Raw genomic sequence first — 13,302 nt, forward strand, 5'->3', positions numbered from 1 at the left:
TATGGCTTAGTTCTCTTGGTTATGCATGTCTCTAGGTGTCTTTGGGTGTCCACATGCTAAAAAATTTAAACATCTTGGAATATTCTTCTCTCGGCGAAAATGCGATACAAACTTCCTGATTGTCCAATGCTGATTCTGTTAGTACTATATGGTCTGGTTCCTTTTTAGCATTTACGAACTCCGTTTCGGAAACTACACAAACAACCTTCTTAAATATTCCATTAATCCATATCTGCATATTTTCTGTATTTTCAAACTTTCTAAAACAGGCAAGGGAAGCATGTGCTGTTATTACGGGTACCATTTTATCAGGAATATCTCTTTTAACTAGAATATACATCTTCATACTAAAAATTCACTTTATCATGTACAATACCTCTTGATTTGTGAGGTCTGCGTTTGAGATAAATTTACTGAAAAACCGTGAGGATTAAAGAAGTTTCTGAGCGCAATTTTGCAGACTGTCTGGTGGCAGGCTAGTGAATCGAACTGTGAAAATCATTTTGTCATTTTTGAAGTTAAGGTACCCTGTTGAGGGGAAAAACCGGGATAATTTCATCTTAATTATTGTCGCTTTGTTGTAAGGATAACGCCAATGCTTCTACCATTATTGCGTTTGGAAAATTATAGTTAAAAAACGTTGTTTTCCAGTGCTATAGCCTATATTTTTGGATCTGTTCCTTAAAAATGTGATTAAAAGGGACAGAATTTCTATCAAATTAAAGCATGAAAAATATGGGTAATTATGTAATTGGTTTTCACGAAATCGACAGGTCTGATGTTTTAGAAGTTGGGGGGAAGGGCGCCAATCTAGGCGAACTATCAAAAATTGAAGGAATACAAGTGCCCGATGGCTTTTGCATAACCACTGAAGCCTATAAAGAAATAACAGGAAACAATAATGTACTTAACAGTTTATTGGATGAGTTGGGCCAGCTCAAAACAGGAGAGCTGCAGGCGGTTAATAAAACCAGCGCCAAAATCAGGACACTTATTGAAAACATATCCATTCCGGATGATATTGTTCAAGAGATTGGAAGGTATCTTGCCAGTTCTGGCAAATATGAGGCCTTTGCTGTGCGGTCTAGCGCTACTGCCGAAGACCTCCCATCAGCATCTTTTGCAGGTCAGCAGGATACCTACCTGAACACTATTGGAAAAACAGCCATCTTAAAACATATCAGCAAGTGCTGGGCATCATTATTTACCGATAGGGCGGTAATTTATCGCCTCCAGAACGGTTTTGACCATCGGAAAGTGCAATTAGCTGTCGTTGTGCAGAAAATGGTTTTTCCTCAGGCTGCAGGAATTTTGTTTACTGCCGATCCGGTTTCAGGAAATCGGAAAATGTTGTCTATTGATGCCAGTTTTGGATTAGGAGAGGCCATGGTTTCGGGCCTGGTAAATGCTGATAATTATCAAGTGTGCAGCGGCAGAATTATCAATAAAAAAATATCAACTAAGAAACTGGCTATTTATGCCTTAAAGGATGGTGGTACAAAATCTCAAGCGCTTTCAGCTGGAGAACAAAATAGTCAAGTGCTTACAGATGAACAGATTTTACAGCTTGAGCAGCTGGGTAGAAAGATTGAGGAGCACTTCGGCCATCCCCAAGACATCGAATGGTGTTTGGTTGATGGTAAGCTTTATATTGTGCAGAGCAGGCCAATCACTACATTATACCCAATCCCCGAAGGGAACGATCAGGGAAACCATGTTTACATATCTGTAGGCCATCAGCAAATGATGACTGATGCCATGAAGCCACTAGGGCTATCGTTATGGCAGTTAAGGGCAGCCAGGCCAATGTTTAAAGCCGGAGGAAGGTTGTTTGTAGATGTAACGGATAGTTTGGCCACCGCAACTGGGAGGACGAATTTATTAGATGCGATGGGACAACATGATCCGCTCATCAAAGATGCATTGATCACGATTACAGAAAGAGGCGACTTTATAAAACAACTACCAGATGACGGAAAAAGACCGGTGCTGGTCAAGAGTACTAAGGGCCTGTCTGCTGCCGATATTTTAGCGCAAATAGGAAACGACCCTGCTATCGTTGCTGGTCTGATCAAAACTAATGAGGCATCAGTAGAAACACTAAAACAAAATATCCAATCGAAATCAGGACCGGACCTTTTTGATTTTATTCTGGAAGACATCGAACAATCAAAGAAGATGATATTTGATTCGCAACATATGGGAGTGATCATAGCCGCGATGAATGCTTCGTCCTGGCTCAATGAAAAGATGGAAGAATGGTTGGGTGAAAAAAATCCGGCAGACACACTGTCTCAGTCGGCACCCAACAATATTACTTCAGAAATGGGCCTGGCACTATTGGATGTTGCAGATGTAATCCGTCCTTATCCGGAGCTCATTAATTATTTACAAGAGACAAAGAAGGGTAATTTTTTAGATGATCTGATTCAATTTGATGGTGGAAAGGAGACGCGGAATGCAATCTACGCATATCTCGAAAAATACGGAATGCGGTGTGCAGGAGAAATTGATATTACGAACACACGCTGGAGCGAAAAACCATCGATATTAATTCCCTTAATCCTTAGCAATATCAAAAACTTTGAGCCCAATGCTGGTAAACGAAAATTTGAGCAGGGGAAACAGGAAGCTTTAAAAAAGGAAAATGAATTATTAGGTAGATTGGCTCCTTTACCAGGCGGTGAACAAAAAGCCCTGGAAACAAAGCAAATGATTAGTCTGCTCAGAAATTTTGCGGGTTATCGTGAATATCCTAAATATGGCATTGTTAACCGCTTTTTTGTTTATAAGGAGGCTTTACTAAAAGAAGTCGAAAAACTCATAGATGCTCATGTGTTTCATGAAATGAAAGATAGCTATTACCTCACTTTTGAAGAACTTCGTGAAGTGGTACGTGCACATAAGGTTGATTACCAGTTTATTGCTGAACGAAAAGAAGAGTATGGCAAACACGAAAAACTTACGCCGCCACGGGTAATTACCTCTGATGGCGAAGTTATTACAGGTAAATACAATCGCGATAACCTTCCGGCAGAGGCCATTGTGGGTTTAGCGGTTTCTTCAGGAATGATTGAAGGACGGGCACGCGTAATCCTAAACATGGAAGATGCTGATCTGGAAGATGGAGATATACTGGTTACCCCATTTACAGATCCCAGCTGGACGCCATTGTTCGTCTCAATAAAAGGCCTGATTACAGAAGTTGGTGGATTAATGACACATGGCGCTGTAATTGCAAGAGAATATGGACTGCCGGCGGTGGTCGGCGTGGAAAATGCCACCAAACTGATCAAAGACGGGCAGCGGATCAGATTGAACGGAACGCATGGGTATGTGGAGATTTTATAAATAAGTCTGAAATCTTTAGTCCGGAGTCAATTTATCTTGAGTTGGGCGTTTAGCGTGGAGGTTTTGGAGCGGATTAGCTGATCAATTAGTCCAAAGTCTAGCGTTCGCAGCCGAACTTGTGATTTGTCATTCTGAACGCAGTGAAGGATCTTTAAAAAGATGGATGGTGATGTTAATACGAGGTGTGGAGTGGATTGTGTAAAAAAGAAAAAATCAAACTTTTGCCATTTGCTTTTTCTCTTTGGGCCCTTTGCGGTTAATAGAACGATACATCATGGAAATTATATCAAGATTAATACCTGCCATTTCCTAAAACAGTCTTATTTTTAGCGCAAGATTAACTAACATGATGAATAAATATTGGCTTACCGTAACGGCTTGTACTTTGGCCATTACAGCAAATGCCCAGCAGAAGGCTTTAACCGTTAAAGATTATGAAAGGGCGGAAAGTTTTATGGGCTATAATACTGCAAAGTATATCGACAATGCCAGCGTGCAACCTAACTGGCTGGACGGCGATAAATTCTGGTACACGACTAAAACCAATGGTATTGAACAGACTTTTTTGGTAGATCCGGTAAAGAAAACAAAAACTTTAACTACCGATTATAAAAGCAGTGCAACGCCACCGCGTCGTGGAGCCAGCCGGAATGAAGTTCTATCTCCCGATGGGAAAAAAGCCATTTTAATTAAAGATTATAACCTTTTTGTTAAAGAGGTAGCCACTGGAAAATTAACACAATTGACTAGTGATGGTATTAAAGATTATGGTTATGCTACCGATAATGCGGGATGGAAACATAGCGATGCACCAATTTTGCGCTGGTCGCCAGATTCGAAAAAGATAGCCACTTTTCAACAAGACCAAAGAAACTCAAAAGATATGTATCTGGTAACCACGAATGTGGGTGCGCCAATATTAAAAGCCTGGAAATATCCTTTACCTGGCGATAAACAGATTGCAACCATTAGAAGAGTTGTGATTGATGTTGAAAACGCAAAGATGGTTTCGTTAAACATCCCTGCAGATCAACACCGCGCTACCTTAAGCGATGATATTTCGAGCAGTGGTACTTTTGATGATATCGATTGGAAAGCCGATGGCACTGAAGTGGCATTTTTGTCTACCTCCCGCGATCATAAAAATGAAAAATTCCGTATTGCCAATACCACAACTGGGGCCGTTCGCGAAGTTTTCGAAGAAACGGTAAAAACACAGTACGAATCTGGTCAGGGAACCATCAACTGGCGTTACCTTCCAGCATCTAAAGAGATTATCTGGTATTCGGAAAGAGATAACTGGGGCCATTTATATTTATATGATGCTACCAACGGAAAATTGAAGAACCAGATTACCAAAGGCGATTTCGTGGTTACCCGTTTAGTTAAAGTAGACGAAAAAACACGCACGCTTTACTTCATGGCTAACGGCCGGGAAAAAGGCAATCCTTATTTTAGTCATTTATACAAAATCGGTTTCGACGGAAAAAATTTAGCATTGTTAACCCCTGAAGAAGGTAACCATCAGGTGGTATTTTCTCCAACGTTCGAATATTTTGTAGACACTTATTCGCAGCCAGATGTACCAGCCGTTACGGTTTTAAGAAGTATCAGCAGTAAACTGATCAACACCTTAGAGAAAACAGATGTATCCAGGTTAACTGCTACAGGCTGGAAAGCACCTGTCCCGGTTTCTGTTAAAGCCAAAGATGGTAAAACCGATATCTACGGACTGGTTTTCACACCAACAAAAATGGATGCAGGGCAGAAATATCCGGTAATTGATTATATTTATCCAGGTCCTCAGGGCGGTAGCGTAGGTAGTTGGTCTTTCGCTGCTTCACGGGGTGATAATCAGGCTTTGGCCGAGCTGGGCTTTATCGTTGTGGTAATAGAAGGAACCAGTAATCCAGACCGCTCTAAAAGTTTTCATGATATGAGCTATGGCAATATGGCTGAGAATACTTTGCCTGATCAGATTGCGGCTATCAGGCAGCTCGCTGCTAAATATCCCATTGATACGACAAAAGTAGGTATCTGGGGGCATTCGGGCGGAGGTTTTGCGACTGCTGCGGCCATGTTCCGTTATCCGGATTTCTTTAAAGTAGGAATTTCCGAATCAGGTAATCATGATAACAGAAACTACGAGGACGATTGGGGCGAACGTTACAATGGTTTAGTAGAAAATGCTGATTATGAAGCACAGGCCAACCAGAACTATGCTAAAAACCTAAAGGGAAAACTGATGTTGGTTCATGGTATGATGGATGATAATGTACCGCCTTACAACACGCTATTAGTAGTGGAGGCATTAGAAAAAGCAAATAAATCTTTCGATCTGGTTATTTTTCCAAATAGTGCACATGGCTATGGCGAATACTCACCTTATATGACGCGTCGCCGTTGGGATTACTTTGTACAGCATCTTTTAGGAGCAGAACCACCTAAAGACTATCAAATGAAAGGTCCTTCAGCAAGATAATTTTTTTTGAGGCTGTATGTATAACTACATATAGCCTCAATGTTTTAACATCACCCAGATCCGCTCTCCATTAAAATAGATTCTTCAGTTATGTTTTGTGAAACAGAATTTCTGAAATATATCCACCACCTTTTTAAAGATCCATTTATAATTTAAATGCACGAGTAGAGAGGTTACTTAAATCTCCTCGATCAGGCCAATTGGCCAATACCCTCCTTTCTTAACTATCGACTAAGCTTTTTGATCAGCTATTTCTTGAGTTGTAGTTTTTGTGGGTTTCAACAGTTATATCTTTTAACTGTTATTCCGGCTTAAAACAGGCGTCATGTCGCAATCCTTATATCAGTTCTTTCGGCCCATAACGGATACATTGGGCAATTTATCGCTATAAATAATTTCAAATTTTATGGTTTTGTATGATTTATAGCTTATATTCATACTATAAAGTCAATATTGCGCGTAGGTTTAACTATTTGCTGTTGACGATTAATCATTACATTAACCTAGTGCTAAACTAAATGACAGTAGCTTTGGAGCCATGATATGGACCGGGCTTATTGTATCAAAAATTATGGAACAACCTGAACTGTTCATCATTTTATATCCTCCATTCTCTGTCATTACCGGCCAGCTGCGGCCCGTATTCAAAAATATAATATATACAAAAACAAAAATACCAGCCTGGCAGAAAGATGCCGTAGTTTATTGCCTTAACAAGATAAGTTTTAAAGGCCATCGAAATCGTGTTGACAATTACCAAAATATGCTTGCTGAGTCCTATTTGCCCATAAATTGGGACAGATATGAGCTAAAAATAGCTTATTGTTTTGTTGTCATAAATGTCGGGAACGATCCCAGAAATTTTGAATTGCCCAATCCAGAGCGGGCATTTACCAATGGAGCCATTCATTGGCGCCAGTCATCAATTGCAGTGTAATCAAGTAAATATCAACATAAAACCGAAAACCATGAAAAAGACTCCGCCCTAAATTCCAGTATAAATCTCTTAAAAGCCTAATTTCTAACCAATTATAATAAATCACTATGAACATCATTTTACCAGGCAATTGGTCTGTTTTGTCTTTGAAACAGAAATTGTATTCACTAAACAAACTCATCAGTTTAAGTTTCTTAATACTTTTATCCAGTACGGCAGCCTTTGCCCAGATCACTGTAAAAGGTATTATATACGATACCGATAAAACGCCTTTAGCCGGCGCAACCTTGCAGATAACGGGTACAAACACCAAAACACAAAGCGACGCAGAGGGTAAGTACCAAATCACTGCCCCAAACGGAACAAGCCGGCTAACAGTAAGCTTTGTAGGTTACGAGTCGCAAACGGTAAGTATCAACAATCAAACCCTGCTTAACATTACTTTAAGTTCGCTCAATAACCTTGAAGCTGTTGTGGTTATCGGTTATGCATCTGTTAGAAAAAATGATTTAACAGGTGCCGCAACAACCGTATCGGCCAAAGATTTTAATAAAGGCCCGTTAAATGCGCCAGATCAATTGATACAGGGTAAAGTTGCGGGTGTACAAATGATCAATAACAGTGGGCAACCGGGTGGTGCCTCTACCGTTCGGATAAGGGGTAATTCTGCCATTACCGGAACAGGGCAGCCCCTTTATGTAGTAGATGGGGTAGCACTTGACGGAAGATCGGCCAGGCCATCAACAAGCGCCGGTATCGGTACAGCGCCCGATGGCAATCCTTTAAACTTTATCAATCCGGCCGATATCGAGTCGATGGAGATATTGAAAGATGCATCGGCTACGGCAATTTATGGTTCGCGTGCTGCTTATGGTGTTGTTTTGATTACCACTAAAAGAGGCAAATCTGGAGAAACCAAAATTGATGTAAGCGCCTCGGCAGGTATAAGCAATATTGCTAAAAAAGTTGATGTTTTAACGGGCGATGAGTACCGTGCAGCATTATCGAAATATAACCTTAACACAGGTAACTTCGGTACCAGTGTTGATGCATTGGATGCGATTACCAGAACTGCGTACAACCAAAATTACTCAGTTGGCATAAGCGGTGGCACCAACGGCAATACCTTCCGCGCTTCACTCGGTTATCAAGACCAGCAGGGGATTATCAAAACAACCGATTTTAAAAAATACAGTGCAGCCTTTAACGGTAATTTCAAATTTTTGGAAAGTAAAAAGCTGGGACTAGACATTAACATGATCAGCAACCAGTACCTGGAAAGTGTAGCCCCAATTACTACTGATGCAGGTTTCACGGGAAGTTTAATTTCTCAGGCACTATCGTGGAACCCCACACAGTCTTTTTATAATCCCGATGGAAGTTTATTTATCGATTACGGTTCTACCACCATCAACCCTTTGGCAGCCTTGGCCGCAAATAACGATAAATCGAAAGTTTCGACGATTTTAGGAAGTGTTTCACCATACTATAAAATTACACCCTGGTTAGAATACCGCATGCTGGCCAGCGTTAATTACAGTACCGGTATCAGAAGAGCTTCTACCAGAAGTACGTTAAATCTGCAGGGTATCCAGCCATCGGGAACTTTTCTGGGCGGATATGCCAGTTACTCCAATAACGAGCTGATTACCCAACAGTTTACTAATACCTTAAATTTCAACAAAGAGATTGTTTCTAAGTTAAATCTAAACGCAATCTTGGGTTATGAATATTCGAATTTTATCAACAAAGGCGCAACCAATACCGCAACGGGTTTTGGCGATATAGCCGCTGATTATACAGATGCTTTTCAAACAACATCGCCCGCTAACCGTACGTTTTCTACTTTCAACAACCCTACAACAGAGTTACAGTCATATTTTGCAAGAGCAATTTTTAATTACGACAACAGGTATATTTTAACGGCTACCTTCAGGGCAGATGGTTCAACTAAATTTGGTAAATCGAACCGTTATGGTTACTTCCCTTCTTTTGCAGCAGCCTGGGATATTAGGAAAGAAAATTTCATGGCCAATACTGCATGGCTGGATCAGTTAAAATTACGGGTTGGTTATGGTAAAACTGGTAACCAGGATTTTCCATCCGGTTCTGCACAGCTCCGTTACGATTTTGGGAATGCAAATGGCTCACCAATCCTAACCCCAATCAACAATGAAAATGCTGATTTAAAATGGCAATCGGATAAACAGACCAATATTGGGATTGACTTTGGACTGTTTAAAAGCAGGCTAACAGGATCAATAGATTATTTCAATAAAACAACCAACGATTTACTGTTTCCACAGATCTCATTCTCTCCTGCAGTTGGAGGCAATGTGCCTACCTGGGTAAATTTACCGGGCCAGATTATCAATAAGGGCTTAGAATTAACCTTAAACGGTATACTGATCGATAAAGACAACTTCACATGGAGCTTAGGCGGTAATGCTACTTTTATCAACAATAAAGTGCAGAACATCACTAGCATTATTAAAACGGGTTCGTTGAACGGACAAGGTTTGAGTGGTGTAACTACTGAGGTGATCCAAAACGGTTTGCCTTTGTTTGCGATGGTTACCCGCCAATATAATGGCTTAGATGCAAACGGATTTTCGATTTATACCGATGATGGTTTTACCACTTATTATGTAGGCAACCCCAATCCGAAAGTGATTTTGGGACTGAGTACAAACCTGAGGTATAAAAAGTTCTCACTAACAGCAAACTTTAATGGTTCATTTGGTCAGGATATTTACAACAATACCGCAAACTCAGTATTGGCGATATCTAATTTGGGCGCGCAAAGAAATATTTCTGCTGCCTTGGTTAACCAGCCGATTACCGAATCGCTTGCCAATCCAATTGCGGCTTCATCGAGATATATCGAAAAGGGCGATTACCTAAAACTGGCCAATGCAACCCTCAATTACAACATTGGCAATATTGGTAAAACAATCAAATCGCTAAATATTTATGTTAACGGACAAAATCTATTCGTGATTACCAAATACACAGGTTTTGATCCTGAAGTGAATGTGAACAAAGGTATAAGCGGGGTTCCTTCGGCAGGTATAGATTATACGGCTTATCCAACGGCCAGGACTTTCAATTTTGGTGTTAACTTTTCTCTTTAAGCTTTTAATTATAACAACATGAAAAATAAATATATTCTCGCTTTTGCGATGGCTGCCATGAGTTTTTCTGGCTGTACCAAGTTAGATGAGGGCCTGAATGGCCAGGTTGGCAGTGGAGCCGTATCATCGGGCAATGTTGCCGGCGTACTTGGCGCTACTTATGCTGCAATGATCGGCCCTTACCAGGCCCCATGGAACTGGTCTGCTTTACAGGAAGTAACATCAGATGAAATTATTGTGCCTACACGTGCAGGCGATTGGGACGATAACGGCGCCTGGCGTTCATTGCATTTGCATAAATGGGCTCCGGATCATAGCCGGATATCGGATGTTTTTAGGGATTTAAATAGTATCTCTTATGTAGCAACAAGTGTTTTAAATGCGGGGCCAACTGCTGATCAAGCCGCACAGGCCCGTTTTTTACGGGCATTTTCTCAATTTTCTGTTTTGGATGGCTGGGGGCAGGTTCCGTACCGCGATCCCGGTGAAGGTGTTACCAAACCCTCGCGCGTGAGGAATGCAGCTGATGAAATTGCCTACCTCATTAGTGAGCTAAATGCAATTATTCCGAATTTACCAGACGGTCCGGCAAATGTTGCCAATAAGAATGCAGCCAGAACGCTTTTAATGAAAATTTATCTCAATAAAGGCGCTTTCTTAAATCGCAGCGCGCCAACTTTCGATGCTGCAGACATGGCTAAAGTAATTTCTCTTGCCGATGAAATAGGCGCAGGAGGTTACGTATTAACGCCAAACTATTTTGATAATTTTTCGCCAACGAATCATCTTTCGAAAGAGAATATTTTTACCGCTCAAAATATAGGTGGTGTAAATGGCAGCGACTTAGATGGTCAGTGGAAATGTACCACACATTATAACCAAGATCCAAGTGGTTATAACGGTTTCTGTACCTTATCCAACTTCTATTCAAAATTTGAAGCAACTGACAAAAGAAGAGGCGGGCCTTATGCCGGCCAGACTGAAGTTGCTGGTGTTCGGGTGGGGTTTTTGGTTGGTCAACAAGTAAATGGGAAAGGAGAGTCTTTAAAAGATAGAAAAGGTAATCCTTTAGCCTTTACACCCGAGGTAAGCATTGTAGAAAGAGACCCGAACCATTTGGAAGTGGCGGGTATCCGGGTGATCAAATATCCGATTGATTATGCCAATTCAGGATCTAAAAAGCCTGATAATGATTGGGTTTATTTCCGCTATGCGGATGTGTTATTAATGAAAGCCGAAGCACAGTTAAGAACCGCGCAACCTGCTGCAGCATTGACTATTGTGAATTCGATCAGAACGGTAAGGGGGGCTTCCATTCTGCCTGGCTTAACATTGGATATTTTATTGGATGAACGTGGCCGTGAACTGTACTGGGAAAGTTTTAGAAGACAGGATCTAATCCGTTTTGGGAAATTCCTGGCCGCTTGGCAGGAGAAACCTGCTAGTGAGGCAAAATACCTGCTTTTCCCGATTCCAGAAAATCAAATCGGTAATCCAAATCTAACACAAAACCCCGGATATTAACATTTAGTAGTTATAAAAAGAGGCTGTACCGCTAATGGACTAACAATTTCCATTCGGTTCAGTCTTTTTTATTTTTAAAGAAATGTATCCGATTTTATAGTTCCCAAACAAAGACTACCTTACAACCGTTTTATTAAAAAGTATCAAATTCATGGGAAAAGCCAGAGATCAGAATAATGTAATCATAACCGGTGCCACAGGAATGGTTGGCGAAGGGGTGTTAATGCAGTGCCTAAACTGCCCTGAAATTGATACTGTTTTAGTGATTAACCGCAAGCCATGTGGTTATAGCCATCCAAAGCTTAAGGAGATTATCCATCCCGATTTTTTCGATTTTTCGCCGATTGAAGAACAACTTTCAGGTTATAATGCCTGTTTCTTTTGTTTGGGGATTACTTCAGTAGGTGTTGATAATGCTACCTATTACAAAATGACTTATACGCTAACCATGCATGTTGCAGAAACGTTAAGTAAGCTAAATGAGGGGATGACTTTTTGTTATGTTTCTGGCGGGGGAACCAATGAAAATGGACGGTTGAAATGGGCACAGGTGAAAGGTAAAACAGAGCGTGATTTAATGAGATTGCCTTTCGGGCAGGTGTTTAATTTTCGCCCGGGTTTTATTAAGCCGCTACCAGAACAGAAGTACGCGCACAAATTTTATAAATATATTAATTGGTTATTTCCGATTGGAAGGGCCGTTTATCCAGGCGGGTTTTGCACCATGGCCGAACTGGGCAATGCCATGATTAGTACTTTAAGCCATAATGGCGAGCGGAGGATTTTAGAAGGAAAAGACATTATTGCCCTATCAAAAGAATAAGCCCGGGTGCTACAATGAGTTCCCGGGCTTGTTAATTATCAGCTCCTTATAGACCAGTTTAGGTTTGTTTAGTTGTTTTTCGTAAATTTAATATAATGCTGCAACAGCATTTTTATCTTTTGTTGATAATACAGTGGCACCTGATCCACATTGGCCGCCATTCATAAGAGATAAGGCATCTGTTCCGGTAACACCAGGAACATTTGTAGCTGTAGATTCGCCCTGAGCTGACCAATTTGTATGACGTAAGGAAATATTATGACCAAATTCATGGCATATTGTTCTTGCACGTTGCGCAAATGAATTGCCTGCAATATAGTTTTTATTGATTCTAACCAAAGCACCTGCACTTCCGCCAGATGGGAATTGCCCTGAGCCACAAACACCATTTCCTAAATTTTCATCTTTTATCAGGATGTCATAAGGGGCTGTAGTTACGGTGCTGAAGCGCAAAGTGGAATTTGGAACAGCGTTCCATTGCGCAATAGCACTATTGATCTCGCTGCTCATAGAAGTCATAGACGGATCTACAAAAATTCTAATGTTTAGCTTTTTAGTGCTGTTTACAATGCTTCCAGTATAATACTGTTCCGTTTTAGCTCCTGCGCCATAAGCAGGGATTTCCATGTTTTTAGGGAATGTAATATCTTCTTCTACGATAAATTCATTTCCATTATCAACAATACTTGTTGCAGGGAAGCCCAGGTCTTTAATGTACTGCAAAACTTTGTCTGAATTTTTTACTGTTTCTTGAGGCTCAGTAATCGATTCCTGATTTTTTTTACAGGCTGCAATTACCACTGCCACCATGGCAACGATGGCAATCTTTTTTAGATTATTTTTCATGAAGTTTAAGTTAGTTAAGTCCTTTCGGAGCTGATAAACAAATGTAACAGAACTTGTTACATTAATTTTGGCTGCAGGATAATTTTACACGAAAACTTAATTAATATGCTTTGTAATGTTTTAAAGTTATGTTTGTATTTGAAAATTTACATCAACAATCTGTTTTATCGATAATATTTTAGTTAAATAAGAGTTGTCAAAGAAA

Annotated in this window: 8 protein-coding genes; 6 read left to right on the forward strand and 2 right to left on the reverse strand. The window is 40.5% G+C overall.

Translation table 11 applies throughout. The features are described 5' to 3' along the window. Positions 1-31: 31 nt before the first annotated feature. Positions 32-346, reverse strand: coding sequence for a peptidyl-tRNA hydrolase (locus LQ201_RS15285; protein ID WP_230144336.1), 315 nt, complete (start codon positions 344-346; stop codon positions 32-34). 380 nt (positions 347-726) lie between these two features. Here LQ201_RS15285 and ppsA point away from each other — a divergent pair, with 380 nt between their 5' ends. The 6 genes from ppsA (at position 727) to LQ201_RS15315 (ending at position 12,251) form a co-directional block, all read left to right on the forward strand. Continuing rightward, positions 727-3,351, forward strand: a complete 2,625-nt coding sequence (gene ppsA, locus LQ201_RS15290) for a phosphoenolpyruvate synthase (protein WP_230144337.1) — start codon at positions 727-729, stop codon at positions 3,349-3,351. Between the two features lie 346 nt (positions 3,352-3,697). After that, positions 3,698-5,833, forward strand: a complete 2,136-nt coding sequence (locus LQ201_RS15295; RefSeq protein ID WP_230144338.1) for a S9 family peptidase — start codon at positions 3,698-3,700, stop codon at positions 5,831-5,833. A gap of 571 nt (positions 5,834-6,404) precedes the next feature. Beyond that, on the forward strand, positions 6,405-6,770 hold the full coding sequence (locus tag LQ201_RS15300) for a hypothetical protein (protein WP_230144339.1): 366 nt from the start codon (positions 6,405-6,407) through the stop codon (positions 6,768-6,770). Between the two features lie 107 nt (positions 6,771-6,877). Next, entirely contained in the window at positions 6,878-9,904 is a 3,027-nt protein-coding gene (locus LQ201_RS15305; RefSeq protein ID WP_230144340.1) for a SusC/RagA family TonB-linked outer membrane protein, read from the forward strand. A gap of 18 nt (positions 9,905-9,922) precedes the next feature. Continuing rightward, entirely contained in the window at positions 9,923-11,428 is a 1,506-nt protein-coding gene (locus tag LQ201_RS15310) for a RagB/SusD family nutrient uptake outer membrane protein (protein WP_230144341.1), read from the forward strand. 151 nt (positions 11,429-11,579) lie between these two features. Beyond that, positions 11,580-12,251: an epimerase gene (locus tag LQ201_RS15315; RefSeq protein WP_230144342.1), complete on the forward strand. Its 672-nt coding sequence runs from the start codon at positions 11,580-11,582 to the stop codon at positions 12,249-12,251. Between the two features lie 87 nt (positions 12,252-12,338). On the opposite strand, the gene LQ201_RS15320 is transcribed toward LQ201_RS15315, so the two are convergent. Continuing rightward, entirely contained in the window at positions 12,339-13,097 is a 759-nt protein-coding gene (locus tag LQ201_RS15320) for a M57 family metalloprotease (RefSeq protein ID WP_230144343.1), read from the reverse strand. Positions 13,098-13,302 lie beyond the last annotated feature (205 nt).

The sequence above is a fragment of the Pedobacter sp. Bi126 genome (assembly GCF_918698245.1).
In the GTDB taxonomy this organism is placed as follows: domain Bacteria; phylum Bacteroidota; class Bacteroidia; order Sphingobacteriales; family Sphingobacteriaceae; genus Pedobacter.

Excerpts from the sequence above, each read along its gene's own strand:
- LQ201_RS15285 (WP_230144336.1), bottom strand. The coding sequence starts at position 346 with ATGAAGATGTATATTCTAGTTAAAAGAGATATTCCTGATAAAATGGTA.
- ppsA (WP_230144337.1), top strand. The coding sequence starts at position 727 with ATGAAAAATATGGGTAATTATGTAATTGGTTTTCACGAAATCGACAGG.
- LQ201_RS15295 (WP_230144338.1), top strand. The coding sequence starts at position 3,698 with ATGATGAATAAATATTGGCTTACCGTAACGGCTTGTACTTTGGCCATT.
- LQ201_RS15300 (WP_230144339.1), top strand. The coding sequence starts at position 6,405 with ATGGAACAACCTGAACTGTTCATCATTTTATATCCTCCATTCTCTGTC.
- LQ201_RS15305 (WP_230144340.1), top strand. The coding sequence starts at position 6,878 with ATGAACATCATTTTACCAGGCAATTGGTCTGTTTTGTCTTTGAAACAG.
- LQ201_RS15310 (WP_230144341.1), top strand. The coding sequence starts at position 9,923 with ATGAAAAATAAATATATTCTCGCTTTTGCGATGGCTGCCATGAGTTTT.
- LQ201_RS15315 (WP_230144342.1), top strand. The coding sequence starts at position 11,580 with ATGGGAAAAGCCAGAGATCAGAATAATGTAATCATAACCGGTGCCACA.
- LQ201_RS15320 (WP_230144343.1), bottom strand. The coding sequence starts at position 13,097 with ATGAAAAATAATCTAAAAAAGATTGCCATCGTTGCCATGGTGGCAGTG.